This window comes from Brevundimonas kwangchunensis, from assembly GCF_039523815.1.
GTDB lineage: Bacteria > Pseudomonadota > Alphaproteobacteria > Caulobacterales > Caulobacteraceae > Brevundimonas > Brevundimonas kwangchunensis.
The window spans coordinates 100,583-126,302 of sequence record NZ_BAAAGA010000005.1 but is presented as its reverse complement, the minus strand read 5'-3'; the positions used below and the strand labels follow the sequence as shown (position 1 = coordinate 126,302).

Sequence of the window (25,720 nt, the reverse complement as noted above, 5' to 3'; positions counted from 1 at the left end):
CGTCTTACTCCGCCGCCGCTTTGGCGGTCTTGCCGGCCGGAGGCGCAACGCCCTCGGAGATCGGCAGTGTCTTGGGTTTAGCGTACTTCAGCCACAGGCCGACGCCCACCTGGGCGACCAGCACCGAGGACAGCATCGAGGTGAAGACGCCGATAGTCAGGGTCCAGGCGAAGCCGCGGACCGGGCCGGCGCCGAAGATGAACATGATCAGCGCGGCGACCAGGGTTGTCAGGTTGGCGTCCACGATGGTGCCCATGGCCTTGTTGAAGCCGGCGTCCGCCGAAGCGATGACGCTGCGTCCCTGTCGGGCCTCGTCGCGCATCCGCTCGTAGATCAGCACGTTGGCATCCACGGCCACGGCGAAGGTCAACACCAGACCGGCGATGCCCGGCAGGGTCAGGGTCGCGCCGATCAGCGACATGGAGGCGATGATCAGCAGGCCGTTCAGCAGCAGACCGATGACCGAGATGCCGCCGAACAGCAGACCGTAGGCGCCCAGCATGAAGGCGACGATGATGATGAAGCCGACGGCGGTCGAGATCGCGCCGTTACGCACGGCGTCTGCGCCCAGTTCGGCGGTCACGGTCCGGCGCTCCTCGACCTTCAACGGAGCCGGCAGGGCGCCGCCGTTCAGCAGGTTCACGAGCTCGGAGGCCTCCGCCAGGGAGAAGTTGCCGGTGATCTGGCCGCTGCCGCCGGTGATGGCGCTCTGGATGGTCGGGGCCGAGATGACCTTGCCGTCCAGCAGGATGGCGAAGCGCTCGCCCAGGTTGGCGGCCGTGGCTGCGCCAAAGCGGCGTCCGCCGACGCCGTCGAAGCGGAAGTCGATGGCGGTGCGGCTGTTCTGATCGGTGCCAACGCCGGCGCGGGTCAGATTCTCGCCCGATACCATGATGCGGCGCTCGACCAGCAGCGGCGTGGCGCCGTCGATGTCCATCACCAGCAGATAGCCCGGAGGCACCGTGCCGGCGATGGCGTCGCGCATGGCCTGCGGATCGCTGTTCACCATCTGGAAGGTTAGCTGGGCGGTCTGGCCCACCAGACGTTCCAGTTCGGCCGGATCGCTCTGGCCCGGAGCCTGAACGACGATGCGCTCGGCGCCTTGGCGAGCAATCGAGATTTCCTTGGTGCCGCTCGAGTCCAGACGACGGCGAACGACCTCGATCGACTGGCTGACGGCCTCGGCCGGCATCGCCGCCATGGCCTGGTCGGTGTACGCGTAGCGGATACGGTTGTCGCCCTGACGGGTAACCGTCCGGTTCGGAACGCCGGCCGTGCCGGTGTTGAGCAGCGCCCGCATCGACGTCAGGGCCGTATCCATCTGCGCCGGATCGGCGAGGGTGATCACGACGCCGTTGCCCTGCCGGGCGATGGCGCTCACGCCGACGCCCGCTTCCTGCAGGATGCTGCGCGTATCCTCACCGAGGTTGGAGAGACGCTTCTCGCTCATCGCCGGGGTGTCGACTTCCAGCAGCAGGTATGAACCGCCCTGCAGGTCGAGGCCGAGATTGACGCCGCTCGAGGGCAGCCACGACGGCAGCGCATCGCGCTGGGCTTGGCTCAGGACATTCGGGAAGGCGAACAACAACCCGAACAGAAGGGACAGGGCGAGAAGAGTGATCTTCCAGCGAGACAGATGGATCATGCGGGTCGCCCCAGCCTTTCAGTGCGCCGATCAGGCCTTGGCGTCGTTGGCCGCGATGGCGGTGCGGGCGCCGACCTGGCTGATCATCGACTTGACCACGCGGACGTTCACGCCCTGCGAGATCTCGACCATGGCCTCGTCGTTCTCGACGCGGGTGACCTTGCCGATCATGCCGTTCGACAAGGTGACGGTGTCGCCGCGCTTCAGGGCCGCGACCATGGCCTGGTGCGCCTTCATCTGCTTCTGCTGCGGACGGATCATCAGGAAGTAGAAGAGCACGATCAGGCCGATGAACGGCAGGAAGGTGATCAGTTGGGCCATAAGGCCGCCGTCGGCAGACGTCATCAGCGTTTCCCCGAAGAGGCGGCCTTCCGCAGGCGCCCCGGTCAAAATGAGGCGCGGAAACTAGGGTGCGCCGTCACACTTTGCAACGCGACGCGAGGGCACGCCGCAAAGCGTGCGTTATCGCGGCAACACGGTCAGCGGATCGACCGCGTTCGGCTCGTCCCCGCGCATGCGCCAGGTCTCGAAATGGATCGACGGTCGGCCATCGCCGGCCGTGGTGCCGGCGGTGCCAATCACCTGACCTGCGCGGATCTCGTCACCGTCCCGGACCGACGCGCTGCCGAGGTGGCCATAGACCGTCCGCCAGCCTTCGCGGTGCACGATCAGGACCGTCAGCCCCTGCCCCGCGAGGTCGTCGCCGACATAGCCGACCCGGCCGGCCGCCGCGGCGCGGACCTCGGCTCCGGCCGTAGCGCCGATGTTGATGCCGTTGTTGCGCTCGCCCATGCCCACCGGGCCGAAGCGACGCAGGATGTCCCCGCGCAGAGGCCAATCGAGGCCCACATTGGTTGTCGCAGGCGCAGCGGCCGGCGGCGCGGTCGCGGCCGGCTGGCGGGCGGGCGGCGGCGTGGCTGGACGGGGCGGCGCCGGGGGCGGCGGAGGCACGCCTTCGTTCGGCGTCACCACGCCGACCGGCGATGGGCCGGTCGCATAGGGATCGCCGCCCACATCGATCGCGCCTTCCGGCAGAATCAGGCGCTGGCCCGGCGAGATATCCGCGCGCGGCCCGAGGGCGTTCAGGTCGATCAGCTGCTGGATGGGCGTCTGGAAACGACGGCCGATGCCGGAGATCGTGTCGCCGGACTGGATCGTATAGCTGGCGCCCGGCCGCACGGCTCCACCGCTCGACGACGGCGGCGGCGGGGTGGTGAAACCTTCGGACGCCGGACCGGCGGCCGGCGCGCGACCGCCCGGATTGTAGGGAACCTCGGTGTAGGGACGCGGAGAGACCGTGATCGGCGCATCCAGCGCCCCGCCCTCGATCGTCGCCACCGGCGCCCCGCGCGGCAGCGGAGACTCCGTCGCTGGATCGGTGCGCCCGATCACGCCCTCTCCGGTCGGTGCGGGCGTATCATAGGCGCCGGGTGCAGGGGCCGCGCCGCGCGGCGCGGTCGGATAGACGGAATAGCGAGGCTCGGTCGGATAGGTCGAACAGGCCGCCAAGACGCTGGCCGCACCCAACAACACCAGAACCCGAAGTCCGCCGTTCATCGCCATTCGCCCGCTCCTGATTCCGGCCGCCCGCAGTTCGCGAACCTAGACCCCACGAACCGCGCCAAAGTTGGGCGGGAAGGTTAATCGGACCTTACCCTAGCCTTCTTTAGCCGTACCCTCGACAAGCGGCACGAACCGCACCTCGGTCAGGCTCTCGCGGCGGAAGCTGCCGTCGGGCTGGCCGACGTAGCGGTGCAGCATCTGCACCGAGCTGCGCCCCACCGGACAGACCAGCACCCCGCCGGGCTTGAGCTGCTTCAGCAGCTCGGTCGGCTCGCCCGGCGCCGCGGCCGTGACCATGATCCGGTCGAACGGCGCCTGTTCGGGCCAGCCCAGACCGCCGTCGCCGTGGCGGGTGATGACATTGTCGATGTCGAGCTGCCGCAGCTTGGCCTCGGCCTCGGTCAGCAGGCTGCGGTAGCGCTCCACCGAGTACACATAGCGCGCCAGCCGGCTCAGCACCGCGGCTTGGTAGCCGCTGCCGGTGCCGATCTCCAGCACCCGGTGGCGCGCCTGAACGTCCAGCGCCTGGGTCATCAGGCCGACGATGTAGGGCTGGCTGATCGTCTGGGCGCAGTCGATCGGCAGGGCCTGATCCTCCCACGCCTGATCGAGGAATTTCTCGTGCACGAAGACCGCGCGGTCGATCGATTCCATGGCCGTCAGCACGCGCGGATCGGTGACCCCCTGCTGCCTCAGACCCAGAATCAGCCGGCCGGCACGGTCGTCGTTCAGCTTCATTCGGCGGCCACCGTCTTCGGCGGGGCGCCGCCCAGCACCTTCTTCAGGTCGTTGACGCTGGACATATGGGTCAGGTCGATATGCAGGGGGCTGACCGAAATCCGGCCCTCGTCCATCGCGCGCAGGTCGGTGCCCTCGGCATGCTCCTGCTTCTCGCCGCGGAAGCTCATCCAGTAGTAGTCGCGGCCGCGCAGATCGGTGCGCCGAATGGCGTGCATCTCGCCGATATCGCGGAAGCCCTGACGCGTCACCTCGACCTCGGTCACGTCCTCCGGTTTCCGGTTCGGGAAGTTCAGGTTCATCACCACTCCGTTCGCCCACGGCTGGGCCAGAAGGCGGCTGATGATGGCGGGGGCGAAGGCCTCGGCCGTCTCCCAGTGCGCGGTCACCTCGTCGTGGAAGCGCTCGAGGCTCTGGCTCAACGCGATCGAGCGAATGCCGAAGGCCATGCCCTGCAACGCCCCGGCGACCGTGCCGGAGTAGCTGACGTCCTCGCCGACGTTGTGCCCGCGATTGACGCCCGACAGCACCAGATCCGGCTTCTCTGGCATCAGATCGTTGACCGCCAGGATCACGCAGTCCGTCGGCGTTCCGGTCACCGCGAAGCGCTTCTCGCCGAACCGGTTCACGCGCAGCGGTTCGGTCAGGGTGATGCCCCTGCCCTTGGCCGACTGCTCGGTCTGCGGCGCGCACACCCAGACGTCGTCCGACAGGGTGCGGGCGATGCGCTCCAGACACTCAAGGCCCTCGGCCTCGATGCCGTCGTCGTTGGTCAGAAGGATTCTCATGGTCGGGTTTGACTAGTCTGAAGACCGCCCGAGCGCATCCGAAAAATCCTCCGCTCGCCTGACGGGCGAAGGGTGCGGCCTACTGCACCACCTCGACCCGGTCGGCCAGCACGATCGTGTCCCGGCCGCACAGGTTGGTGATGCGGGTCCCCTGCCAGTTCCAGGTCTGGGCTCCGTCGCGCTCGGCCCAGGCCACGGCGCGGCCCGTCAGGCGGATCTTGCGGCTCGACACGTCGCGCGCGGTCTCCTGCACGCTGCGCGGCAGGGCCGCGCTGACGCAGTCGCCGGGGAAGCCCAGCGTGAGGTCGCGCTCTTCCTGGAACAGGCGGATTTCGTCGCCCTGCACCCGGGCCCAACCCTCGAACGTGGTTCCCGAGGCGTTGAACCACGACGGCGGCGGCGCGTCGTTGCCGCCCGCCGAGGCGCAGCCGGTCAGGGCGAGCGCCGCCGTCACGGCTCCGGTGAGGATCAGGGTCTTACGCATACTCGTGTCCTTCCGCTTCTGATGGCCGACCTTGGCCGCAATCTTGCGACAGGTGCGTGACCATCCCGTGCTTTTCGATACGCCAATGCATGGCAAACGGATCGGGTCCGCCGATCCGTCGCCGGTCAGCCGACCTGCGCCAGTCCGCCCATGTAGGGAGCCAGCGCCGCCGGCACGCGGATCGTGCCGTCGTCCTGCTGATAGTTCTCCATGATGGCCACCAGTGTGCGGCCGACCGCCAGACCCGAGCCGTTCAGCGTGTGCACGAACTCGGTCTTCTTCTCGCCGTCCCGCTTGAACCGGGCGTCCATGCGCCGGGCCTGGAAGTCCCCGCAGTTCGAGCAGGAGCTGATCTCGCGATAGGTCCCCTGCGACGGCAGCCAGACCTCCAGATCGTAGGTCTTGCGGGCCGAGAAGCCCATGTCGCCCTTGCACAGCAGCATCTTGCGGTACGGCAGCTCCAGCGCCTGCAGGATCGCCTCGGCGCAGCCCACCATCCGCTCGTGCTCGGCGTCGGAGTCCTCCGGCCGGGTGATCGAGACCAGCTCGACCTTGGTGAACTGGTGCTGGCGGATCAGGCCGCGCGTATCGCGCCCGGCCGAGCCCGCCTCGGCCCGGAAGCAGGGCGTCAGCGCCGTCATCCGGATCGGCTGCGCAATCTCGCCCTCAGGCAGGATCTGTTCGCGCACGAGGTTGGTCAGGGAGACCTCGGCGGTGGGAATGAGGTAGTGCTCGCCGGCCCTGAACAGGTCCTCCTCGAACTTCGGCAGTTGGCCCGTGCCGAACATGGCTTCGGCCTTGACCATGTAGGGCGAGGCGACCTCCAGATAGCCGTGCTGGTCCGTCTGCACGTCGATCATGAACTGGGCCACAGCCCGCTCCAGCCGCGCCAGCTGACCCTTCAGCACCGCGAAGCGCGAGCCCGACATCTTCGCCGCCGCCTCGAAATCCAGCAGGCCCAGGGCCTCGCCCAGATCGGCGTGATCCTTGGCCGGGCCGCCCTCGCGCGGCGTGCCCCAACGCGAGACCTCGACGTTGCCGGCCTCGTCCTCGCCATCCGGCACGTCGTCGGCGGCCAGGTTCTTCAGCCCCGCCAGCAGGTCGCGCAACTCCTTGCCGACGCTCGCCTCGACCTCTTCCGCCGCCGCGATATCGCCCTTCAGCGTCTCGACCTCGGCCTTCAGGCGATCCGCCTCGGCCATGTCCTTCTTGGCCATGGCCGCGCCGATCAGCTTCGACGCCGCGTTGCGCTTCGACAGCGCGTCCTGCCCCGCCGTCTGGGCGGCGCGCAGCTCCTTGTCCAGCCGCAGCAGGTCCGCCACCAGCCCGTCGGCCTCCTCGACCCCGCGCGACGACCACCCGGCCACGAAGGCGGCGGGGTTGTCACGGATGGCGCGGATATCGTGCATGGTCAGTCTCCTTGGGAAGCGATGCTCTAGCGTCCGGGGGGGATTCAGCCAAGTCGCACGCCGCCTCACCTCTCCATCGCCCCTTCTTGCCCCTCCCAAACCACGCCATACTTGCGAATCCATGCCGATCCGTCGCCTTCCTCCCGAGACCGTGAACCGCATCGCCGCCGGAGAGGTGGTCGAGCGGCCGTCCAGCGCCATCAAGGAGCTGGTCGAGAACGCGCTGGACGCGGGGGCCGGCCGCATCGAGATCCAGGCAGACGGCGGGGGCCTCAGCCGCATCCTGATCGCCGACGACGGGCACGGCATGGCGCCGGATCAGCTGGCCCTGTGCGTCGAGCGGCACGCCACATCCAAGCTCGAGCCCGACGACGCCGGCGACGTCGACCTGCTGCGCATCCACACCCTGGGCTTCCGCGGCGAGGCCCTGCCCTCGATCGGCTCGGTCGCCCGCCTGACCATCACCAGCCGCCCGAAAGAAGGCGGAGACGCGCACCAGATCACCGTCGAGGGCGGCGACCAGCGCCCCGTCGCCCCCGCCGGCTTCCCCGGCCCGCACGGCGCCCGCGTCGAGGTCCGCGACCTCTTCTACGCTACGCCTGCGCGCCTGAAGTTCATGAAATCCGAGCGCGCCGAGGCCATGGCTATCTCGGAAGAGATCAAGCGCCAGGCCATGGCGCACGAGGCCGTCGCCTTCACCCTCGACCTCGACGGCAAGACCGTGCTGCGCCTGCCCCCCGAACACCCCGGCGACCACGGCCGGCTGAAGCGCCTCGCCGCCCTGCTGGGCCGGGACTTCGAGGCCAACGCCCTGCTGATCGATCAGGAACGCGACGGCGTCCGCCTGACCGGCTATGCGGGCCTGCCGACCTACTCCAGAGGCAACGCCGCCCACCAGTATCTGTTCGTCAACGGCCGCCCGGTGAAGGATCGCCTGCTGCAAGGCGCCCTGCGCGGCGCCTACGCCGACTTCCTCGCCCGCGACCGCCACCCGGCCGCCGTCCTCTTCCTCGACATCGATCCGCTGTACGTCGACGTGAACGTCCACCCGGCGAAGGCCGAGGTCCGTTTCCGCGACCCCGCCCTCGTGCGCGGCCTCATCGTCGGCGCCCTGCGCCACGCCCTCGCCGCTGCCGGTCACCGAGCCTCGACGACCGTCGCCGCAGACGCGCTCAGCGGCTTCCGCGCCCACGAAGGCGTCGCCGCCCCCGCATACAGCCCCACCTCCCCCTCGGCCCAGGGCTGGAGCGGCTGGCAGGGCTGGGCCGCTCCAGCCTCCCAGAGCGCCCAGATCCTCCCCGGCCTCAACGAACGCTCGGCCCGCGTCGAGGACCTGCTGCCGCCGGGGTTGAGCTCACCCCAATCCCCAATTCCCAATCCCCCATCCCTTCCGCCCTCGGAGATCGACTTCCCCCTCGGCGCCGCCCGCGCCCAGCTCCACGGCACCTACATCGTCGCCCAGACCCGCGACGGTCTGGTCGTCGTCGACCAGCACGCGGCGCACGAGCGCCTCGTCTATGAGCGGATGAAAGCCCAGATGGCCGAGGGCGCCGTCACCCGGCAGGCCCTGCTCGCGCCCGAAGTCGTCGAACTGGACCCCGCCGAGGCCGAGCGCGTCGCCGGCAAGGCGGATGAACTTGCCGAGCTGGGCCTGATCGTCGAGCCCTTCGGCGCCGGCGCCGTCCTCGTCCGCGAGACCCCGGCCCTGCTGGGCGACACGGACGTCCAGGGCCTGATCCGCGACATCGCCGACGACCTCGCCGAACACGGCGCCGCCCTGTCGCTGAAGGAGCGCATGGCCGAGGTCTGCGGGACGATGGCGTGCCACGGCAGCGTCCGCGCCGGCCGCGTTCTGTCCGCCCCGGAGATGAACGCCCTTCTCAGGCAGATGGAAGCCACCCCGCACAGCGGCCAGTGCAACCACGGAAGGCCGACCTATGTGGAGCTGAAGCTGGGGGATCTGGAGAAGCTGTTCGGGCGGCGGTAGGTTTGCCGTGTGTGACTCAGGATTCTGCTCCGGCGCATCAGAGGCCGCTGATCTCCACAATATCGATGCCTAGCTGTTTTGATTCTTGAGGGCCGCCCTTGTGCCCGACAGCAACGACTTCATAGCGATCATTGATAATTGGTGCGCCGCTCAACCCATCACCAACTTGCATGTCAACTTCGACGTATCTCACTGCGCTCTTGATATTCCGACCCACGATCCGTCCCTGCTTTTGGATCAGATTGTCGCCCGGACCAAAATCTGGATATCCGACCACTGTAACCGTGGCTTTGATACGATCGACTCCTGCGGCCTGCTTCAAGAAGGCTTGCTCATGCGTTGGTACGTTGTGTTCGAGTATCGCCAGGTCGCGATGTGAGCAGGCTTTGGAGCTCATGCGCGCTTGATATTTGATCGTTGGACTGGCCGCACGATAGAGCGTGGCCCAGCCAGAAGGCATCTTAGCTAGGACATGATGAGCCGTTACCAGTCCGACTCCGTCAAGGAAGAACGCAGAGCCTTGACTCATCTTCTTGCCCTTCCCGTACTCAACGACGAATATCGCCCTGTCTAAAATTTCCTCGTTCGTCGGATCTATACGGAGCGGTGAATCCGGGTAGAGAAGGTTAAATCTCGCTGCGAGTACACGATATGGGTCGAAGCTTCGACCTCTGACCTGCGCAATCCACTCGAGCCTACCCCGCACTACCGAAGAAATTTGAGATTTCGACCCGTACTTGGCTTGGTACTCAAGCTCGGCTGCGTTCAAACCGAGAGTTTCCATTCGATATAGGCTCGATCGAACATTTCTCACGAAATCGCGCCTCACATTTGTGAACTCGTTAACAACTAAACCCGTCACTTGCTTACGAGTCTTCTGAGCGCAGTATCTCGCCTTGTCAGGATTGAGAGAAAAATTATTACCCGTAATCAGGCCAGACAGAGCGGGGGCAATGTCAGATATATCAATCCTACCGGGAAACGGCTCGGCATCTACGAATAATACTGTGGGCCTGACATAGCTCGAGAATGTTATATCGTCAGCGTACCGGGTGTATCTCAGGCGATGAGTCTTGGCGAATGCTGTAAGATCTTTATCAAGACGAAAAGTAACCATGTTGGCCAACAGTGGAGAGGTCGGCGCACCTTGGGGTAGCTGATTGTCGACCACCGTTAAATCGCAGATTGATTCTGCGACAGCTGTAGGTATCCCGACAGCGATCAGAACACCCTTCACACGATTGCGGGTGATGGCTCCGAAGTAGTTGGAGAGATCAAGGTTCAGCAGATATGGCCGGCCTTGGTGCGCGTTGGCGTTGGTGATCGGGCTCCGGTCGGCAACGAATCCGTGAACGGCTGGCTTTGACCGATATAGAGGCGTCAGGAGATCGAGCAGTTCACGCTGATGAAACTTAAGCCGATCATCAGGTGCCAAGAGCGTGCGATTGCCGCCGCGGCGTTTCGGTATTTGCGCCGCCCGGTATCGATAACGCACATGCCGAGAGAGGAACTTCGCCTCTGCGTTGCCGATGCCCAGTTTCGCGTGCAGAGCAGCGACGCTCATCAGGTCGGGCGACAACGTGGACATGGGTGAGGCCTCCTCCTTCTCCGACGGGGCGGACCATTCGTCACGGTCGTCGGGCCTTTTGTATCAGACGTTGAGTCAGACGCCGCAGTTTCGACAGCGCGCTATGCGAGGAGGCCTCCCGCATAGGTTTAGGCGCTCGCGCCATATCGTCAATCTGGTGATGTGTCGAAGCCATAGGATTTTACAATCGCTTGGCCATCTCGCCCGTCACTTGCTCTTTGCTACAGTCATCCTCCATGCCCTCCATCCTCTTCGTCTGCCTCGGCAACATCTGTCGCTCGCCCCTCGCCGAGGCCGCCCTGCGTGAGGAGGCGCGGCGTCGCCGGCTCGACCTGATCGTCGACTCGGCCGGCACCGGGAACTGGCATGCGGGCGAGCCGCCCGATCCGCGCGCCGTCGCCACGGCGGCCCGCAACGGCGTCGACATCACCGCCCTTCGCGCCCGTCAGGTCACCCGCGCCGACTTCCGCCGCTTCGACCACATCGTGGCGCTGGACCTCGACAATCTGAAGGACCTGCGAAAGCTGGCGCCGGCGGACGCCACCGCGCGGCTCAGCCTGCTGCTCGACCACGTCCCCGGCCGCGAGGGCCAGGGCGTGGTCGATCCGTGGTTCGGGGACGAGGCGGGCTTCGACGTGACCTGGGCCGAGGTCACCGACGCGGCGCGAGGGCTGGTGGATCAGCTCGGCCGGCGCGGCTGATCAGACTCCGCGATCGGCCAGCATCGCCAGTTCCTCGTAGATCGCGTCGCCCGACCGGCTCTCGGCGTTGCGCCAGCTGGTGGCGGTCGAGGGGTTCACCAGTGTGCCGTCGGCGGTGAGAACGAGGACGTTGGGCAGTCCCGGCAGTTCAGGAACGCCGAACCGGCGGGCGATGGCCAGGTTGTGGCCGTCGCCGGTGCGGGGCATGCCGATGTTCACGAACACCAGTTCGTACTTGCGCTCGATCAGGGCGGCGAACCGTTCGGTCTCCAGCCAGCCGGCCAGCGCGCGGCTGTCGCTGCACCAGTTGGCGCCCATGACCAGCAGGACCCGCTTGCCGGAGGCCCCGGCGCGCTCCAGCGCCGCATCGACGTCGCCCATAGCGTTATCGCTGACATGATAGGAGCGCGCCTGCGGCCGGGGCGGCTCCGGCGTTACAGGCGCGGGCGCAACAGCCGCCGTATGGGGCGTCACTGGCGCGACCGGCCCGGACGTGGATGCACAGCCCGCCAGCGCGCACGCGGCCATCAGCGAGAAGGCAACAGGTTTCATTCTTCGAATCCCCCGCGCGGCTTCACCGGCCGCGTCCACCTCATTCTCGGCTACTTTCAGGACGCGCTCAATCCATGTTTGTCGACGGGATCATGACATGGCCTGCGGCCTCGCGCCGGGCTTCAGCCGCGCCCGGTGATCTTCCGCCATATCCGCTTGCGGGCCTCGAACACCGACACGCCCAGCGCCGCCGCGCACGTCCAGAACAGCAGCTCGGTCGACAGGGCCGCCGCAACCGCCAGGATCAGGCGCGTCCCCTTCGACACGTCCAGATACAGCCCCACGCCCAGAGAAATCCACGCCCCGACGGCGCAGACCGCCAACAGGCCCGCCATCGTCCAGAGAAACGCCCGGCCCTTGCGTACGCCAGACGGCGCGGCGGCGTTGGTGACGGCTTCGGTGGTTTCGACAGTCATCGGTCTCGTCTCCTCGATAAAATCCGGTGTCGATGTGAAAGTCCCGGCCGATCGGCGAGTCTTTCAGAGCAGGCTCCACTTTCCGGCGCCGATACGATGAGGACCGAACAGTTTGGGCAGGGATGCGACCTTCGAGGCGCTGGTCGGCGAGCACGGGCCGATGATCCGTCGCATCGCCGGCAGCTACGAGGCCGATCCCGAGCGTCGGCGCGAGCTGGAGCAGGAGATCCTTCTGGCCGTCTGGCGCGCCCTGCCGTCGTGGCGCGGTGAGTCCCCGATCCGGGCCTTCCTCGCCCGCGTAGCGCACAATCGGGCGGTGACCCATGTGTCACGCGAGGCCGCCGCCCCGCGGCGCTCTGTTCTGGACGAGGCCCTGCCCTCCACCGAGCCGTCGCCCCACGACCGGGTCGAGGCCGACGATCTGCGCGAACGCCTCGCCGACGCGGTCCGCAGCCTGCCGCTGTCCCTGCGCCAGCCGGCCAGCCTGACGCTGGAAGGCTTCAGTCCAGCCGAGATCGCCGGGATGCTGGGCCTGAACGCCAATACCGTGTCGATCCGCCTGACCCGCGCCCGCGCTGAACTGCGAACCCTGATGAACCCGGAGGGCCAGCCATGAACCGCCCCGAAGACCGCCAGCCCCCGGATGACTGGAACGATCTGACCGAGGCATGGACCCGGTCGGCTCCCGACGCCGAACCCGACCTGACGGCCCGCTTCGTGCGCCGCCGCGCCCTGCTGGGCCGGCTGAACTTCATGGGCGAGGCCCTCGGCGCTGTCGTGGCCGGCGGCATGGGACTCTGGGTCGCCGTCCGTCACGGGGCTGTGCTCATCGGTCTGGCCGCCTTCGCTTTCGCCGTCTTCGGTCTGGCCGTCACCCTGTGGGCGCGTCGCGGCGCCGCGCCCCGCGACATGGCCACGCCCCGCGCGGCGCTGGAGGCGGCGATGCTACAGGCGCGATCCGGCCTGCGATGGGCCCGCGCCGGTCAGGCCGTCAGCCTCGCCGCGCTGGTCTTCCTCGGCGTGATGGCGTGGCGCGAGGATGGGCCGGTTTCGGTCCCTCTGTATGGCGTCTTCCTTGTGTTCCTCGCCGCCGCAGCCGTTTCCTATGAACGCCATGCCCGTCGCGCCCGGACGCGGATCGAGGATCACCGCATGGCGCTGGAGGACATCGACCGGGCCTGAGCTCAGACGGTCAGGGCCTCGACCGTGCCGACGGCCCGACCGCCCGACACCACCGCCCCGCCGGCGATCGCATAGACCACACCGCCCACGGCCGCCGCCGCCAGTCCGTGCCGCGGCGTCGCCATGTCCGGCCCCTGCGTCCACGCATCGGTCGCCGGGTCGTAGATCCAGGTCTCGGCGAACACCCCGCCGCCGCCGCCCTGCGCGCGGGGCCGGAACCACTCGCCGCCGAACGCGACCAGTTTTCCGTTCGCCGCCGCCATCGCCAGCCCGCCGCCGACCTGATTGTTCGCCGCATACGAGCGCGGGATCGGCGCCAGCGTGTCCCAGTGGTCCGCCTGCGGGTCGTAGCGGTCCAGCCGCCCCGTGCCGCCGCCGCTGACCGTCCGTCCGCCCGCGACCCAGATCGCCCCGTCCAGCACCGCCGCCGCCGCGCTGTTGCGCGCCATCGGACAGGGCCTGGCCGTCTCCCAGCGTCCCTCGGCCGGCAGAAAGACGCGATGGTCCGCGATGTCGGCCTGATCGTTCCACTGCCCGTTCGCGGCCCCCGCCGGGGCGCGGCCGGTGATCAGGTGCAGCCGCCCGGCGTAGCTGACGCCCACCGTCTCGCTCTGCGGCGCGGGCATCGTTCCCGCCGGCTCCCACGCCTCGCCCCTCAAGGCCCAGACCTCGGTCATCGCCGTCCAGTCGCCCGCGCCCGTCCGGCCATAGCCGCCCAGCGCGTAGACCGTGTCGCCGTCCGCGATCAGCATCGGATGGTGGCGCGGCTCGGGCAGGCGCGGCCCCTCGACCCAGCGATCCCCGGCCGGATGATAGATCCCCGTGCGGTTCTCGATGTGCAGCTCGCCCGCCGGACGCCCCACCAGACCGCCCGCCACCACGATCCCGTCGCCGCGGACTGCGCAATAGACCTCCTGCGCCGTCCAAGGCATCGCCGCCCGCGTCGTCCAGCCGGACGGCGTCTGACGGGCGACGGCGGGGGTGGCCAGAGCCGGCGTCAGGGCTGCGGCCGAGGCGGCGAGGAACAGGCGTCGATCAAGATGGGTCATGGCCGGAGCCTGACCCATCTTGCGCGATCAGGCCAGCGGGTCGGCGACCTTCAGGAACAGCACCCGCGCGGCCCCGTAGTCCCGCGCGTCCAGCCGCTCGTAGCCGGGCGTGTCGATCTCCGGCTCGTCCGATCCGCGCTCGAACACCACGGTCGCGCCGGGCTTCAGCCAGTTCCCCTCCAGCAGCCGCGCCAGCGTCTGCTCGCCGAACCCCTGCCGGTACGGCGGGTCCAGGAAGGCGATGTCGAAGGCCTCGCCGTCCGAACCGGGGCGGACGCCCAGGTCCGTGGCGCTGCGCCGGTGCACGCGCGTTCGGCCCATCAGGCCCCAGGCGTCGGCGTTCTCGCGGATCGCGCCGCGCGCCTCGTCGTCGATCTCGACGAACAGGGCGAAGGCCGCGCCCCGGCTGATCGCCTCATAGCCCAGCGCGCCCGAGCCGGCGTACAGGTCGATGACCCGCGCCCCGGCCAGCGGCTCCGCCCACGCGGCGTGCTCCAGCACATTGAAGATGGCCTGCCGCGCCCGGTCCGAGGTCGGACGGGTGTTCTGGCCCTCGGGCGCAGTGATCGCCCGCCCCTTCAGGCTGCCGGCGACGATCCGCATCTAGCGGGAGCCGCCGCGCGGACCACCTCGTCCGCCGCCGCCGGGACCGGACCGCGGACCCGAAGGCCGCGAACCGCCGGGACGCGCCGCACCGCCGCCCGCAGGCTTGCCGAAGCTCCGGCCTCCGCTCGAAGGTTTGGAGCCGAACGCCGGCTTGCCCGGCCCCTTGCTGCCGCCACCCGTGCGGCCGCCCTCGCGGCGGTCGTCGATGAACTGGTCGTCGCGCGGCTTGAACGCCCGCTTCGGCCGTTCGCCGCGCTCGCCCTCTTCAGGGCGCGCCGGAGCCGTGCGTTCGCGCGGCTTGAAGGTCTTGGTGTGCTCGAACTTCGGCTTGGCCTTGGCCCAGCCGTCCTTCTTAGGCGCCCGACGGCCGGTCTCGCCGCCCTCGCCCGCCGCCGCTTCGGCCGCGCGGACGCGGCTCGGCTTGCGCGACGGATCGGACATGGCCGAGCCCGAGCTGCCCTTGACGATCGGCGCCGAGGTGCGGCGGCCGGGGATCGGCGCGGGCGTGGCGACCGAGTTGCCGGTCGGCAGGTTCTCGGGCCGGATGTGCTGGGCCAGCAGCTCGCGGATCACCCGCGGCCCGACCTCCTCGACCGATCCGACCGGCAGGGTGCCCAGCTGGAACGGGCCATAGGCCAGACGGATCAGGCGGTTCACCGTCAGGCCGATGCTCTCCAGCACCTTGCGGACCTCGCGGTTCTTGCCCTCGGTGATCGAGACGCTGATCCAGAGGTTGGCCGGACCGCGTTCTCCGGGCTCGGTCTTGTCCTTGGCCTTGTCCAGCGTGGCGTCCATCGGGCCGTAGTGAACGCCATCGACGGTCACGCCGTCCTTCAGCTTGTCCAGATCGGCCTGAGTCACGCGGCCCCGGGCGCGGGCGCGGTACTGGCGGACCAGTTCGGTCGACGGCAGTTCCAGCGCGCGGCTCAGCTCGCCGTCGTTGGTCAGCAGCAACAGGCCCTCGGTGTTCAGATCGAGACGACCGACCGAGATCACGCGCGGCAGGCCGCTGGGCAGGGCATCGAAGACCGTCGGGCGGCCCTGCGGATCGCCGTGCGAGGTCACCAGACCGGCGGGCTTGTGATAGCGCCAGACGCGGGTCGCCTGGGCCGAACCCACCGGCTTGCCGTCGACCGTGATCACGTCGTCGCGGGTCACCAGTGTGGCCGGGGTGTCGAGGATCTTGCCGTTCACCGCCACCTTGCCCAGACCGATCAGGCGCTCGACCTCGCGGCGCGAGGCGATGCCGGCGCGGGCCATGGCCTTGGCGATTCGCTCGGTGCGCTTCGGCTCGGCGGATTCGGCGGGCTTTCCACCGGGTTTGCCGCCGCCGACTTTCGGGCCGCCCGGCTTGCGGGGACCGTCCGCGCGCGGGCCTTTGGCGAAGGGTTTGCGGGGGCCGTCGCGGTCGCCGTCTTGACGCGGGCGCGGCTTCTTGTCGTTGTCTCGGGGATGGAAGGCCATGATGAGCGGTTCATGCGCATGGCCTTGGCCTGCGCGCAAGCGGCGGCGGACGCGGGAGAGACTCCGGTCGGCTGCGTGATCGTCGATGAATCGACCGGAGAGGTGGTCGCGGAGGGCCGCAACGGCCCCATCGGCGGGCACGATCCGACCGCCCACGCCGAGATCGACGCCATGCGCCGCGCTGCCGCGAAGCTGGGCAACTACAGGCTCACCGGCCTGACCCTCTATGTGACGCTGGAGCCCTGCGCCATGTGCGCCGGCGCCATCAGCCATGCCCGCATTGGCCGCGTGGTCTGGGGCGCGGATGATCCGAAGGGCGGCGCGGTCGCCCACGGGCCTCGCTTCTTCGAACAGCCGACCTGCCACTGGCGGCCAGTCGCGGAGGGCGGATTGCTGGCGCAGGAGGGCGGCGATCTGCTGCGATCCTTCTTCCGCGCACGGCGCAAAGGAACGCCCGCCGAAAGCGCGCGTTGATGCGCCGATCCCACGGCAAGGCTTGTTCGCGCATGAAGACCCTGATCGTTCCGGCCCTGATGGTTCTGGCGCTGACCACCGGCTGCGGACGGCAACCCGCCAATGCCCCGACCGATGGCGATGAAGTGCGGGAGCGCGCGCAGGAGGCCCAGACGGCTCGCCGCCGCACAGGCGCCGAGCTTCAGGACCGGGCGGTGAACCGCGTCATCCGCACCGTCTATCTGTGCAATGACAGCGAACGCCTGTCGGTCGACTTCGACAATCCGCGCCAGATGGCGACCGTCCGCAACTCGAGTGGTCAGGCTATCGACCTGTTCCAGGAACGCGCCGCCGACGGCATCTGGTACCGCGCCTCGGGCTATGAGCTGCGCGGGAAGGGCGTTCAGGCGACGTGGAGCGCCGATGGCCGCCCCACGACCGACTGCCGCGCCGTCGACTAGGCGAAAGCAGCCAGTCGCGCGTCCAGACGATCGCGCACCTCCGGCCAGTCCTCGTCGAGGATGGCGAACTGCGCGGTGTCCCGGACACGCCCGGTCCAGGTGATCTTGTGCTTGCGCAGCACGCCCTCGTCCTGGGCGCCCAGCTTGCGGATCGCCGCCTGACTGCGGGCATTCAGGGCGTCGGTCACGATCTCGACCCGCACCGCGCCGTGGTCGAACGCATGGCCGAGCGCCAGCCGTTTGCAGGCCGGATTCAGCACGCCACCGCGCACCTCGGGCCGATAGAAGGTCGAGCCCAATTCGCAGCGGCGATACTCCGGCCGGATCTCGTACAGGCTGGTCGTGCCGACCACGAGCCCGTCCCGCCGAACCGCCCACGGGATGCGACTGCCCTTCGTCATCGCCGCCATGGCGGACGCCCACCAGCCGTCGAACTGATCGCCATAGGCCGACCCGACCATGCCCTCCCAGGCCTCGGGATCGCAGCTCAGCGCCTCCCGCACCTCATCCTTGAGCGCGTCGGTGAGGGGCTCCATACGGACGAAGCGGTTCTCCAGCACCACGACCGGCAGGTCCATCCGGCTCACGCCGCGCCCTCGACCTTCAGGAAGTCGATCACCGCCGCCCGGTCAACGTCCTTCGCCACGAAGGCATCGCCGACACCGTGGGCGAGGATCAGGGTCAGGCGGCCGCCTTCGGCCTTCTTGTCGCCCGCCATCCGCTCCACCAGCGCCTCCGCCTTGAAAGGCCCGACGGCGTCCAGCCGGACGGGCAGACCGGCCGAGACAAACGCCTGCTCGGCTTTGGCGGCATCATCGGCACTGCACAGCCCGTTCGTCGCCGAGAAGCGGAAGGCCATCGCACAGCCAAGCGCCACGGCCTCGCCATGGGTCAGCTTCGTCTCGTCGAAGCCCAGTTCTGCCTCGATTGCGTGACCGAAGGTGTGGCCGAGGTTCAGCAGGGCGCGACGCCCGGCCTCCCTCTCGTCCTCGCCGACGATGGCGCTCTTGATCTCGACCGAGCGCACGACGGCGCGATGCAGGGCTTCGGGATCACCCGAAGCGCCGGCCGCGCCCTCTCCCGACAGCCAGTCGAGGAAGGCGGCGTCGCAGATCAGGCCGTGCTTCAATACCTCGGCCCAGCCCGAACGGAGCTGTCGTTCCGGCAGGGTGGCCAGCACATCGATGTCCGCCAGCACCAGACGCGGCTGATGGAAGGCCCCGACGAGGTTCTTGCCGCGCGGGGTGTCGATCGCGGTCTTGCCACCGACCGCAGAGTCGACCTGGGCCAGCAGGGTCGTCGGGACCTGAACGAAGTCGATGCCGCGCATGTAGAGCGCCGCCGCCAGTCCGGCGAGATCGCCGACTACCCCGCCGCCCAGTGCGACCACCACATCCTTGCGATCCAGCCCCCGCGCCAGAAGCTGATCGAGCACGCGCTCCAACTCGGAGAAGGACTTGGAAGCCTCCCCCGCCGGCACGGCCACCAGATCCGCCATGAACCCCGCGGCCTTCAAGGCTCGGAGCGCCTGACCGCCATGTAGCGCGGCGACAGTCTCGTCGGTCACGATCACCGTCCGTCCCTTCGCCAGCGGCGCGACGTACTCTCCCAGACGCGCCAGCAGGCCGCGCCCGACGACGACGTCATAGGGTCTGAAGTCGCCGCCGCTGACGGGAACCGTGGTGATCATGCCTTGGCCTTCCAGAACGTCTCCAGCGCCCGGACGATCGCCTCGACCGCCTGCGCGTGGGCGCCGCCGGCGACGTCCACGACGACATCGGCTTCGCCATAGATCGGGTATCGCGCCTCGGCGAGGGTCTTCAGGGTCTGCAGCGGATCCTTGCCGCGCAGAAGGGGCCGGGTATCGCGGCGCTGCACCCGCTCGACGATCGTTTCCAGATCGGCGCGCATCCAGACCGTAACCGCCCGCGCCTTCATCACCGCCCGCGTGTTCGGGTTCAGCATCGCCCCGCCGCCGGTCGCCAGCACGAGCCGCGGCCCCTCCAGAAGGCGGCGCATCACTCGCGCCTCTCCGGCCCGGAACTCGCCCTCGCCCATGCTGGCGAAAATGTCCGACACCGTCATGCCGGCCGCGTCCTCGATCTCGATGTCGCCATCGGCGAATGGCAGATCGAGCCGCTTGGCCAGCCGGCGCCCGACCGTGGATTTCCCCACGCCCATCAGTCCGACCAGCGCTATGCTCCGCTGATGGACGGGAATCGCCTCGACATCGGTCATCGACCGCCTCGCGGAGGCGTCTTGTCGGTCGGCAGGGAGCAGCTCAGGCACGGCATGGTCCCCTCACCCTTTACACAAGGCCGGGCCGCGCCCAAGGGGGCGTTGCGATGACCACGCCCCAGATCGAGGCCTTTCTGGAGATGATGGCGGTCGAGCGCGACGCCTCGCCTCACACCTTGTCCGCCTACGGCCGCGACCTCGCCGACGCCGAGGCGGGCGTCGAGGGCGGGCTGATGACCGCCGACGAGGTCCGGGTCGAAGCCTGGTACGCCTCGCTGGGCGCACGCGGCCTGTCGCCGGCGACCCAGTCGCGCCGACGCGCGGCGGTGCGCCAGTTCTATCGGTTCGCCCTCGGCGAGGGCTGGCGCACGGACGATCCCTCGCGGCGGCTCGATGCGCCCAAGGCAGGACGAAGCCTGCCCAAGACGCTTGGTGCGGACGAGATCGAGCGACTGCTCGCGGCCTCCGCCGCGCGAGACGGCGCAGCCGGCATTCGCCTCGTGGCGCTGGTCGAACTGGCCTACGCTTCAGGCCTTCGCGTCTCTGAACTGCTCGCCCTGCGGGTTGAGGCCGTTCGGCGGGATCCGGCCTGGCTGATCGTGCGGGGCAAGGGCGGCAAGGAGCGGCTCGCGCCCCTGAACGCCTCCGCGCGGGAGGCCGTGAAGGCTTGGCTGACCACCCGGGACGCCGGCCGCAAGGACGGCGCGCCGGACAGTCCGTGGCTGTTCCCTTCCCCGACCGGCAAGAGCCATCTGACGCCCAGACGCTTCGCCCAACTGCTCGATCAGGCGGCGATCGACGCCGGCATCGATCCGGCCCGCGTCAGCCCGCACGTCCTGCGCCACGCCTTCGCGACCCACCTGCTGGAGGGCGGTGCGGATCTGCGCATCGTCCAGACGCTATTGGGTCACGCCGACATCGCCACGACCCAGATCTACACCCATGTCGCCACCGACCGACTGGCGAAGATGGTCCGGTCCAAGCACCCTCTTGCACGCGACGACTGAACCCCGCTTGCCCCTTGGCGTTGACCTGACTAGGTTCCGCCGCCTTCCGAAGCGCCACACGGCGCGCCTGTTCCGGACGCCTTCATGGCCACGCACTATCTCGATTTTGAAAAGCCGATCGCCGATCTGGAGGCGAAGATCGAGGAGCTCTCGCTGCTCTCCTCGACCGCTGGATCGTTCGAATCCGAGATCGAGGGCCTGCGCAAGAAGGCCGAGAACCTGCGCAAGAAGACCTATGCCAGCCTCGACCCGTGGATGAAGACCGCCGTGGCGCGCCATCCGCAGCGCCCGCACTTCATCGATTATATCAGCGGCCTGTTCACGGACTTCGTCGAGCTGAAGGGCGATCGCCAGTTCGGCGATGACCAGGCGATTCTCGGCGGACTCGCCCGGTTCCGCGGCCAGCCGGTCGTCGTCATGGGCCATGAGAAGGGTCACGACACCCAGACCCGCCTGACCCACAATTTCGGCATGGCCCGTCCGGAGGGTTACCGGAAGGCCGTGCGCCTGATGGACATGGCCGAGCAGTACGGTCTGCCAGTGCTCAGCTTCGTCGACACCGCCGGCGCCTATCCGGGTCTCGGCGCCGAGGAGCGCGGTCAGGCCGAGGCCATCGCCCGCTCGACCGAGCGCGGCCTGACGCTGGGCGTGCCCTCGATCGCCACCATCACCGGCGAGGGCGGCTCGGGCGGCGCCATCGCCATTGCGTCGGCCAGCCGCGTGCTGATGCTGGAACACTCGATCTACTCGGTCATCTCGCCGGAAGGCGCGGCCGGCATCCTGTGGCGCGACGGCGCGCGGGCCAAAGACGCCGCCATGGCCATGAAGATCACCGGCCCGGATCTGATGGAGCTGAAGATTGTCGATCGGATAATCCCGGAACCGACCGGCGGCGCACACGCGGACCGCGATGCCGCGATCAGCAAGGTCGGCGACGTTCTGGTCGAGGAGTTGAAAGCCCTTACGCCTCTGTCGCCGGAACAGCTGCGCAAGGATCGCGCGGACCGCTTCTATGCGATCGGTCGTCTGGGTTAATTTCATTAACCTGTAAGATACGGGTTCCTGACAGCGTCCCGACGAGCGCATATCCCTGCGGGATTCGCGCAGGGGATGAAAGCAGTATGAGTCAGGGCTTGGCGGACGCGCTTCGTGAGAGTTCGGTGATCAACCTCACCGGGGCCGTCACCATGGTCGTCGATGACTCGCATTTCGGTCTCGACATCACCTCCAGCGCCCTGCTCGGATTCGGCATCAAGACCCGCTACGCCTGCCACAGCGCAGCCGAGGCTCAGGAAATTCTGAGGGATCATCCCATCGACCTTCTCGTGGTCGACAGCGAAATGCCCGACATGGATGGCTACGGACTGGTCCGCTGGCTGCGGCGGTCCGGGCTCGATCCCAATGCCTTCGTGCCGGTCATCATGACCGCAGCGCACGTCCGGCGGTCCAAGGTGATCGAGGCGCGCGACTGCGGCGCCAACTTCATCATCACCAAGCCCTTCAGTGCGGCCAGTCTGCTGGAACGCATCGTGTGGGTGGCGAGGGACTCGCGTCCCTTCCTCGAAGTCGGGGACTATTTCGGGCCAGATCGGCGATTCCGGCCGGGTGAGGCTCCGGGTGAGGAACGACGCGCCGACATGATCCGCAAGGCCCAGTTTGACGCCGAAAAAACCGTCTCCGACCAAGGGGGCGGCAAATGACCGTCATCACCCACGCCCGCCGCAAATCACGCCTGTCGCGCCTGATCGATGAGGCCGGCGGCATGAGCGTCGGAGTCGCCCTCGCCCAGGCCCGTGCGAACCTCGACACCCTGCGCCCCCAGAGCCTCGCCGAGATCGCGGCCCAGGCCAGCGAACTCGCCGCCGTCGCCAAGCCTGCGGACGAGGCGGAAGTGCAGGCCGAGCTGAAGAAGGTCTACTTCCTCGCCAATGCCGTGATCGACGCCGCAGGCCCCTTCCAGATGACGGACATCTGCGATGTGGCTGCGGTGCTCTGCGATCTGATCGATGCGACGGCGCCCGAGAAGCCCTTCGACTGGCGTGTCGTGCCGGTCTGCTCCAGCGCGATCCAGCTTCTGCTCACCCTTCCCGACGATGCCGTCGAGGAGCGTGCGAAGATCCATCAAGGCCTCGACCTGCTGATCAGCCGCAAGCTGGGCGCGACTCCGGTCGAGGTCTAACCGGTCGGCGCCGACCGGGCCCCTCGGGTCTGCTTCCGCCACAGCGCAGCGTACTCGCCGCCCAGCCGCGCGACCAGTTGATGGTGCGCGCCCCGCTCGACGATTCGTCCGGCCTTGAGCACGAGGATCTGGTCGGCGTCCGCGATGGTCGACAGCCGATGGGCGACCACAAGGGTCGTCCGCCCCGCCCGCGCCTTGCGCAGGGTCTTCTGGATCGCCGCCTCGGTGCGGCTGTCCAGCGCGCTGGTCGCCTCGTCGAGGATCAGGATGCACGGATCGGCCAGCAGGGCACGGGCGATGCCGACTCGCTGACGTTCGCCGCCTGACAGCTTCAGGCCACGTTCTCCCACCACCGTATCCAGCCCGTCCGGCAACTGGGCGATGAATGCTGACAGCTCCGCCGCCTCGGCTGCCGCAAGGATCTCGGCCTCGCCCGCATCCGGTCGGGCGAAGCCGATGTTGGCGCGCAGGGTATCGTTGAACAGCGCCACATCCTGCGGGACGAGGGCGACGGCGGCGCGCAGCGAGCCCTGGGTCACCGCACGTACGTCGAGCCCGTCGATCAGGACGCGGCCTTCCTGCGCATCCAGCAGGCGCAGCGCCAGCTTCACGATGGTCGACTTGCCCGAACCGGAGGGGCCGACCAGCGCCGTCGTGGTTCCCGGCTCCGCTTCGAAGCTGACGCCGTCCAGACCACTCGCACGGGCGTCGTGCCGGAAGCTGACGTCTTCGAACGTCAGCGAGGCGCCGCGTGCATCGGTCGGACGCGGCAGCGGGACTGCATCGGCGGCGTCCGCTACCTGCGGGGCCTGACGCGTCACTTTCAGCATCTCTTCCATATCGATGAAAGATTGGCGGATTTCCCGATAGGCGAAGCCGAGAATGTTCAGGGGCGCATAGAGGGAGATCAAAATCAGGACCGCCGCCGTCACATCGCCGGGCCCCATCCGTCCGGCCGCCGCCTCGAATCCGGCCATGACCGCCATGACGGCGAGGCCCAGGTTCATGATCACGGCCTGAATGATGTTCAGCAGGGCCAGCGAGCTGTTCGCCTTCAACGCCGCCCGCGTGTAGTCGCCCAGCGCCGCGTCATAGCTGCGCGCCGCCCGGGCCTCGGCGCCGAAGGATTTCACTGTCTCGTAGTTCAGCAGGGCGTCGACCGAGACGCCGGCGGCCTGGGTATCCGCCGCGTTCATCTCGCGGCGATGTTCGATCCGCCAGTTGGACAGGGCGAAGGTCGAGACGGCGTAGATCGCCACCACCGCCACGGCGACCGCGCCGAACCGCCAGTCGTACTTGCCCGCCAGCACGCCGGCCGCCAACACCAGCTCGACCCCGGTCGGGACGAGATTGAAGGCCAGAATGCGCAGCAGGAAGTCGACAGCCCGCGAGCCTCGATCCATCGTTCGCGACAACGACCCGGAACGCTTGGTTTGGTGAAAATCCAGCGACAGGCTGAGCGCGTGGGCGAAGGTCTCGGTCGCCGCGGTGCGCTGCGCTGCCGAGCGGACGGGCGCGAAAACCACATCTGAAGCGTTGGGCGCTATGGCCGAGATCAGGCGCACCACGGCCCAGCCGACGGCGAAACCCGCAAATCCGAGCCCGACGGCAACGCCCGCCCCCTGCCCGGACGCCAGATGGTTGACCGCCGCGCCCAGCACCAGCGGCGCCAGCACGCCCAGCGCCTTGCCGGCGAGGGTCATGGCGATCGCCGCCACAAGACGCAGCTTCAGCTGTGGGGCGTTCGACCGCCCCACGAGCCGCAGCAGATCTGCCAGTCCCTGCCACGTCGGCGGGCCATCGGCCGGAGTCGAAAGCCCGGCCTGGGCCGCCTTCGCTACCGGATCACGTCGTCCGGATCGTTCACCGCGCATCGCCATGGGTCCGCATATGGACCTGTGGCGCGCCGGCGCAACGATTCTTCGTCAGCCGCCGCGACCGCCGTGCTTCGCGTACTCGAGACGGGCGATGGTCCGGTTGTGAACCTCGTCCGGGCCGTCGGCCAGACGCAGGGTCCGGACCCCGGCGTAGAGCTCGGCAAGCGGAGTGTCGCCCGAGACGCCGGCGCCGCCGAACGCCTGGATGGCGTCGTCGATGATCTGCAAGGCCATACGGGGGGCAGCGACCTTGATCTGGGCGATCTCGGACTTGGCGTTCTTGGCCCCGCCCTGATCGATCATCCACGCGGCCTTCAGCACCGACAGGCGGCACATCTCGATATTGATGCGGGCCTCGGCGACGCGCTGCTCCCACACCGAGTGTTCGGCGATCTTCTTCTTGAAGGCGGTACGGCTCAGCAGGCGCTCGACCATCAGGTCCAAGGCCCGCTCGGCGGCGCCGATGGTGCGCATGCAGTGGTGGATGCGGCCCGGCCCGAGCCGGCCCTGGGCGATCTCGAAGCCGCGCCCCTCGCCCGCGATCAGGTTCTCGACCGGCACGCGCACGTTATCGAGCACGACCTCGGCGTGGCCGATCGGGCGCTCGTCATAGCCGAAGACCGACAGCATGCGCTCGACGCGGAAGCCCGGCGTGTTCACCGGCACGAGGATCTGCGACTGCTGTTGGTGCGTGGCCGCGTCTGTATCCGTCTTGCCCATCACGATGGTGATGGCGACGTTCGGGTGGCCCATGTTGGTCGACCACCATTTGCGGCCGTTGATCACATAGTGGTCGCCGTCCCGCTCGATCCGCGTCTCGATGTTGGTGGCGTCCGATGACGCGACCGCCGGCTCGGTCATCAGGAAGGCCGAGCGGATCTCGCCGGCCATCAGCGGCTTCAGCCACTGCGCCTGCTGCTCGGGGCTGCCGTACATGTGCAGCACTTCCATGTTGCCGGTGTCCGGGGCGTTACAGTTGAACACCTCGGCGGACCACAGATGGCGGCCCATGATCTCGGCCAGCGGGGCATACTCGAGATTGGTCAGGCCCGCGCCGTGATCGCCCGGCAGAAACATGTTCCACAGGCCTGCCTCGCGCGCCTGGGCCTTCATCTCTTCCATCGCCTGAGGCTGGCGGGTGTGGTCCTCGCGGACCTGGGCCCAGTACTCCGCCGAACGCGGCAGCACCTTGTCGTCCATGAAGCGTTGCAGGCGTTCCTGCCAGTGCAGGGCCTTGTCGCTGTGGCGGAATTCCATGGGGAGGATCCTCGTCGATAGGCAAACGGCGCGACGTCCGAGACGCCGCGCCGCTGGAAAGGTCAGGTCTTCGTCA

The 25,720-nt window shown here is 68.5% G+C and carries 28 protein-coding genes; 10 read left to right on the top strand and 18 right to left on the bottom strand.

What is annotated here, in order from left to right:
- Nucleotides 1-4: 4 nt before the first annotated feature.
- The 7 genes from secD to serS form a co-directional block, all read right to left on the bottom strand.
- Entirely contained in the window at nt 5-1,645 is a 1,641-nt protein-coding gene (gene secD / locus ABDZ95_RS09755) for a protein translocase subunit SecD (RefSeq protein ID WP_343793165.1), read from the bottom strand.
- Between the two features lie 30 nt (nt 1,646-1,675).
- Nucleotides 1,676-1,990, bottom strand: coding sequence for a preprotein translocase subunit YajC (gene yajC, locus ABDZ95_RS09750; protein WP_343793163.1), 315 nt, complete (start codon nt 1,988-1,990; stop codon nt 1,676-1,678).
- Nucleotides 1,991-2,107: 117 nt separating this feature from the next.
- Nucleotides 2,108-3,208: a peptidoglycan DD-metalloendopeptidase family protein gene (locus ABDZ95_RS09745; RefSeq protein ID WP_343793161.1), complete on the bottom strand. Its 1,101-nt coding sequence runs from the start codon at nt 3,206-3,208 to the stop codon at nt 2,108-2,110.
- Nucleotides 3,209-3,301: 93 nt separating this feature from the next.
- Nucleotides 3,302-3,946: a protein-L-isoaspartate(D-aspartate) O-methyltransferase gene (locus ABDZ95_RS09740; protein ID WP_343793159.1), complete on the bottom strand. Its 645-nt coding sequence runs from the start codon at nt 3,944-3,946 to the stop codon at nt 3,302-3,304.
- Nucleotides 3,943-4,734 carry a 5'/3'-nucleotidase SurE gene (gene surE, locus ABDZ95_RS09735; RefSeq protein ID WP_343793157.1) on the bottom strand — a complete coding sequence of 264 codons (792 nt, stop codon included), beginning with the start codon at nt 4,732-4,734 and terminating at the stop codon, nt 3,943-3,945. Before surE ends, ABDZ95_RS09740 begins: the two co-directional genes overlap by 4 nt.
- 79 nt (nt 4,735-4,813) lie before the next feature.
- A complete protein-coding gene (locus tag ABDZ95_RS09730) occupies nt 4,814-5,218 on the bottom strand; it encodes a hypothetical protein (RefSeq protein WP_343793155.1) in 405 nt (134 codons plus the stop codon).
- Nucleotides 5,219-5,343: 125 nt separating this feature from the next.
- The gene (serS, locus tag ABDZ95_RS09725) at nt 5,344-6,627 is read right to left on the bottom strand and encodes a serine--tRNA ligase (RefSeq protein ID WP_343793153.1); all 1,284 of its coding nucleotides are present in this window, start codon (nt 6,625-6,627) and stop codon (nt 5,344-5,346) included.
- Between the two features lie 121 nt (nt 6,628-6,748).
- Between serS and mutL the strand changes: the two genes are divergently transcribed.
- Complete coding sequence (gene mutL / locus ABDZ95_RS09720; RefSeq protein ID WP_343793151.1) at nt 6,749-8,614, top strand: DNA mismatch repair endonuclease MutL; 1,866 nt, start codon at nt 6,749-6,751, stop codon at nt 8,612-8,614.
- Nucleotides 8,615-8,651: 37 nt separating this feature from the next.
- On the opposite strand, the gene ABDZ95_RS09715 is transcribed toward mutL, so the two are convergent.
- Nucleotides 8,652-10,202 (bottom strand): trypsin-like peptidase domain-containing protein, encoded by a 1,551-nt coding sequence (locus ABDZ95_RS09715; RefSeq protein ID WP_343793149.1) that lies wholly within the window; start codon nt 10,200-10,202, stop codon nt 8,652-8,654.
- A gap of 236 nt (nt 10,203-10,438) precedes the next feature.
- On the opposite strand from ABDZ95_RS09715, the gene ABDZ95_RS09710 reads away from it, so the two are divergent.
- Nucleotides 10,439-10,903: a low molecular weight protein-tyrosine-phosphatase gene (locus ABDZ95_RS09710; RefSeq protein WP_343793147.1), complete on the top strand. Its 465-nt coding sequence runs from the start codon at nt 10,439-10,441 to the stop codon at nt 10,901-10,903.
- Here the strand turns inward: ABDZ95_RS09710 and ABDZ95_RS09705 are convergent, their stop codons facing one another.
- Together ABDZ95_RS09705 and ABDZ95_RS09700 are read right to left on the bottom strand one after the other, a co-directional pair.
- Nucleotides 10,904-11,284 carry a thioredoxin family protein gene (locus ABDZ95_RS09705; protein ID WP_343793145.1) on the bottom strand — a complete coding sequence of 127 codons (381 nt, stop codon included), beginning with the start codon at nt 11,282-11,284 and terminating at the stop codon, nt 10,904-10,906.
- A 293-nt stretch (nt 11,285-11,577) separates the two neighbouring features.
- The gene (locus ABDZ95_RS09700; RefSeq protein ID WP_343793143.1) at nt 11,578-11,871 is read right to left on the bottom strand and encodes a hypothetical protein; all 294 of its coding nucleotides are present in this window, start codon (nt 11,869-11,871) and stop codon (nt 11,578-11,580) included.
- 112 nt (nt 11,872-11,983) lie between these two features.
- Here ABDZ95_RS09700 and ABDZ95_RS09695 point away from each other — a divergent pair, with 112 nt between their 5' ends.
- Together ABDZ95_RS09695 and ABDZ95_RS09690 are read left to right on the top strand one after the other, a co-directional pair.
- Complete coding sequence (locus ABDZ95_RS09695) at nt 11,984-12,487, top strand: RNA polymerase sigma factor (RefSeq protein ID WP_343793141.1); 504 nt, start codon at nt 11,984-11,986, stop codon at nt 12,485-12,487.
- The gene (locus ABDZ95_RS09690) at nt 12,484-13,053 is read left to right on the top strand and encodes a hypothetical protein (protein WP_343793139.1); all 570 of its coding nucleotides are present in this window, start codon (nt 12,484-12,486) and stop codon (nt 13,051-13,053) included. Before ABDZ95_RS09695 ends, ABDZ95_RS09690 begins: the two co-directional genes overlap by 4 nt.
- A gap of 2 nt (nt 13,054-13,055) precedes the next feature.
- Here ABDZ95_RS09690 and ABDZ95_RS09685 read toward each other — a convergent pair whose 3' ends face one another.
- Genes ABDZ95_RS09685 through ABDZ95_RS09675 form a run of 3 tightly spaced genes read right to left on the bottom strand, consistent with a single transcriptional unit; the run spans nt 13,056 to nt 16,172 of the window.
- Entirely contained in the window at nt 13,056-14,102 is a 1,047-nt protein-coding gene (locus tag ABDZ95_RS09685; protein WP_343793137.1) for a Kelch repeat-containing protein, read from the bottom strand.
- Nucleotides 14,103-14,129: 27 nt separating this feature from the next.
- The gene (gene rsmD / locus ABDZ95_RS09680) at nt 14,130-14,705 is read right to left on the bottom strand and encodes a 16S rRNA (guanine(966)-N(2))-methyltransferase RsmD (protein ID WP_343793135.1); all 576 of its coding nucleotides are present in this window, start codon (nt 14,703-14,705) and stop codon (nt 14,130-14,132) included.
- Nucleotides 14,706-16,172: a pseudouridine synthase gene (locus ABDZ95_RS09675; protein ID WP_343793133.1), complete on the bottom strand. Its 1,467-nt coding sequence runs from the start codon at nt 16,170-16,172 to the stop codon at nt 14,706-14,708.
- On the opposite strand from ABDZ95_RS09675, the gene tadA reads away from it, so the two are divergent.
- Nucleotides 16,161-16,646, top strand: coding sequence for a tRNA adenosine(34) deaminase TadA (tadA, locus tag ABDZ95_RS09670; protein WP_343793131.1), 486 nt, complete (start codon nt 16,161-16,163; stop codon nt 16,644-16,646). The two genes, ABDZ95_RS09675 and tadA, sit on opposite strands and share 12 nt — an antisense overlap.
- A complete protein-coding gene (locus ABDZ95_RS09665) occupies nt 16,646-17,086 on the top strand; it encodes an MliC family protein (RefSeq protein WP_343793129.1) in 441 nt (146 codons plus the stop codon). Before tadA ends, ABDZ95_RS09665 begins: the two co-directional genes overlap by 1 nt.
- Here the strand turns inward: ABDZ95_RS09665 and ABDZ95_RS09660 are convergent.
- Genes ABDZ95_RS09660 through ABDZ95_RS09650 form a run of 3 tightly spaced genes read right to left on the bottom strand, consistent with a single transcriptional unit; the run spans nt 17,083 to nt 19,375 of the window.
- Nucleotides 17,083-17,664, bottom strand: coding sequence for a GNAT family N-acetyltransferase (locus tag ABDZ95_RS09660; protein ID WP_343794274.1), 582 nt, complete (start codon nt 17,662-17,664; stop codon nt 17,083-17,085). The genes ABDZ95_RS09665 and ABDZ95_RS09660 overlap by 4 nt on opposite strands.
- A 5-nt stretch (nt 17,665-17,669) precedes the next feature.
- Nucleotides 17,670-18,776 carry a 3-dehydroquinate synthase gene (gene aroB, locus ABDZ95_RS09655; protein WP_343793127.1) on the bottom strand — a complete coding sequence of 369 codons (1,107 nt, stop codon included), beginning with the start codon at nt 18,774-18,776 and terminating at the stop codon, nt 17,670-17,672.
- Complete coding sequence (locus ABDZ95_RS09650; protein ID WP_343793125.1) at nt 18,773-19,375, bottom strand: shikimate kinase; 603 nt, start codon at nt 19,373-19,375, stop codon at nt 18,773-18,775. The genes aroB and ABDZ95_RS09650 overlap by 4 nt, the downstream gene beginning before the upstream one ends.
- Nucleotides 19,376-19,431: 56 nt before the next feature.
- On the opposite strand from ABDZ95_RS09650, the gene ABDZ95_RS09645 reads away from it, so the two are divergent.
- From ABDZ95_RS09645 to ABDZ95_RS09630, 4 genes are all read left to right on the top strand, one after another.
- On the top strand, nt 19,432-20,331 hold the full coding sequence (locus tag ABDZ95_RS09645) for a tyrosine recombinase (protein WP_343793123.1): 900 nt from the start codon (nt 19,432-19,434) through the stop codon (nt 20,329-20,331).
- Between the two features lie 84 nt (nt 20,332-20,415).
- Complete coding sequence (locus ABDZ95_RS09640; RefSeq protein ID WP_343793121.1) at nt 20,416-21,366, top strand: acetyl-CoA carboxylase carboxyltransferase subunit alpha; 951 nt, start codon at nt 20,416-20,418, stop codon at nt 21,364-21,366.
- A gap of 98 nt (nt 21,367-21,464) precedes the next feature.
- Nucleotides 21,465-22,031, top strand: a complete 567-nt coding sequence (locus tag ABDZ95_RS09635; RefSeq protein WP_343793119.1) for a response regulator — start codon at nt 21,465-21,467, stop codon at nt 22,029-22,031.
- On the top strand, nt 22,028-22,510 hold the full coding sequence (locus tag ABDZ95_RS09630) for a chemotaxis protein CheE (protein WP_343793117.1): 483 nt from the start codon (nt 22,028-22,030) through the stop codon (nt 22,508-22,510). The genes ABDZ95_RS09635 and ABDZ95_RS09630 overlap by 4 nt, the downstream gene beginning before the upstream one ends.
- Here the strand turns inward: ABDZ95_RS09630 and ABDZ95_RS09625 are convergent.
- Nucleotides 22,507-24,384 (bottom strand): ABCB family ABC transporter ATP-binding protein/permease, encoded by a 1,878-nt coding sequence (locus ABDZ95_RS09625; RefSeq protein ID WP_343793115.1) that lies wholly within the window; start codon nt 24,382-24,384, stop codon nt 22,507-22,509. The two genes, ABDZ95_RS09630 and ABDZ95_RS09625, sit on opposite strands and share 4 nt — an antisense overlap.
- Before the next feature lie 51 nt (nt 24,385-24,435).
- On the bottom strand, nt 24,436-25,644 hold the full coding sequence (locus ABDZ95_RS09620; RefSeq protein WP_343793113.1) for an acyl-CoA dehydrogenase family protein: 1,209 nt from the start codon (nt 25,642-25,644) through the stop codon (nt 24,436-24,438).
- Nucleotides 25,645-25,720 lie beyond the last annotated feature (76 nt).

What these genes read in the sequence shown, in the direction of transcription:
- ABDZ95_RS09710 (WP_343793147.1), top strand. Translation starts at nt 10,439, where the DNA reads ATGCCCTCCATCCTCTTCGTCTGCCTCGGCAACATCTGTCGCTCGCCC.
- ABDZ95_RS09745 (WP_343793161.1), bottom strand. Translation starts at nt 3,208, where the DNA reads ATGGCGATGAACGGCGGACTTCGGGTTCTGGTGTTGTTGGGTGCGGCC.
- aroB (WP_343793127.1), bottom strand. Translation starts at nt 18,776, where the DNA reads ATGATCACCACGGTTCCCGTCAGCGGCGGCGACTTCAGACCCTATGAC.
- yajC (WP_343793163.1), bottom strand. Translation starts at nt 1,990, where the DNA reads ATGACGTCTGCCGACGGCGGCCTTATGGCCCAACTGATCACCTTCCTG.
- ABDZ95_RS09620 (WP_343793113.1), bottom strand. Translation starts at nt 25,644, where the DNA reads ATGGAATTCCGCCACAGCGACAAGGCCCTGCACTGGCAGGAACGCCTG.
- ABDZ95_RS09715 (WP_343793149.1), bottom strand. Translation starts at nt 10,202, where the DNA reads ATGTCCACGTTGTCGCCCGACCTGATGAGCGTCGCTGCTCTGCACGCG.
- ABDZ95_RS09630 (WP_343793117.1), top strand. Translation starts at nt 22,028, where the DNA reads ATGACCGTCATCACCCACGCCCGCCGCAAATCACGCCTGTCGCGCCTG.
- ABDZ95_RS09685 (WP_343793137.1), bottom strand. Translation starts at nt 14,102, where the DNA reads ATGACCCATCTTGATCGACGCCTGTTCCTCGCCGCCTCGGCCGCAGCC.
- ABDZ95_RS09700 (WP_343793143.1), bottom strand. Translation starts at nt 11,871, where the DNA reads ATGACTGTCGAAACCACCGAAGCCGTCACCAACGCCGCCGCGCCGTCT.
- ABDZ95_RS09640 (WP_343793121.1), top strand. Translation starts at nt 20,416, where the DNA reads ATGGCCACGCACTATCTCGATTTTGAAAAGCCGATCGCCGATCTGGAG.
- ABDZ95_RS09740 (WP_343793159.1), bottom strand. Translation starts at nt 3,946, where the DNA reads ATGAAGCTGAACGACGACCGTGCCGGCCGGCTGATTCTGGGTCTGAGG.
- ABDZ95_RS09675 (WP_343793133.1), bottom strand. Translation starts at nt 16,172, where the DNA reads ATGGCCTTCCATCCCCGAGACAACGACAAGAAGCCGCGCCCGCGTCAA.
- mutL (WP_343793151.1), top strand. Translation starts at nt 6,749, where the DNA reads ATGCCGATCCGTCGCCTTCCTCCCGAGACCGTGAACCGCATCGCCGCC.
- ABDZ95_RS09645 (WP_343793123.1), top strand. Translation starts at nt 19,432, where the DNA reads ATGACCACGCCCCAGATCGAGGCCTTTCTGGAGATGATGGCGGTCGAG.
- ABDZ95_RS09660 (WP_343794274.1), bottom strand. Translation starts at nt 17,664, where the DNA reads ATGGACCTGCCGGTCGTGGTGCTGGAGAACCGCTTCGTCCGTATGGAG.
- ABDZ95_RS09705 (WP_343793145.1), bottom strand. Translation starts at nt 11,284, where the DNA reads ATGGGCGACGTCGATGCGGCGCTGGAGCGCGCCGGGGCCTCCGGCAAG.
- ABDZ95_RS09730 (WP_343793155.1), bottom strand. Translation starts at nt 5,218, where the DNA reads ATGCGTAAGACCCTGATCCTCACCGGAGCCGTGACGGCGGCGCTCGCC.
- ABDZ95_RS09625 (WP_343793115.1), bottom strand. Translation starts at nt 24,384, where the DNA reads ATGCGCGGTGAACGATCCGGACGACGTGATCCGGTAGCGAAGGCGGCC.
- ABDZ95_RS09665 (WP_343793129.1), top strand. Translation starts at nt 16,646, where the DNA reads ATGCGCCGATCCCACGGCAAGGCTTGTTCGCGCATGAAGACCCTGATC.
- secD (WP_343793165.1), bottom strand. Translation starts at nt 1,645, where the DNA reads ATGATCCATCTGTCTCGCTGGAAGATCACTCTTCTCGCCCTGTCCCTT.
- surE (WP_343793157.1), bottom strand. Translation starts at nt 4,734, where the DNA reads ATGAGAATCCTTCTGACCAACGACGACGGCATCGAGGCCGAGGGCCTT.
- serS (WP_343793153.1), bottom strand. Translation starts at nt 6,627, where the DNA reads ATGCACGATATCCGCGCCATCCGTGACAACCCCGCCGCCTTCGTGGCC.
- rsmD (WP_343793135.1), bottom strand. Translation starts at nt 14,705, where the DNA reads ATGCGGATCGTCGCCGGCAGCCTGAAGGGGCGGGCGATCACTGCGCCC.
- tadA (WP_343793131.1), top strand. Translation starts at nt 16,161, where the DNA reads ATGGAAGGCCATGATGAGCGGTTCATGCGCATGGCCTTGGCCTGCGCG.
- ABDZ95_RS09690 (WP_343793139.1), top strand. Translation starts at nt 12,484, where the DNA reads ATGAACCGCCCCGAAGACCGCCAGCCCCCGGATGACTGGAACGATCTG.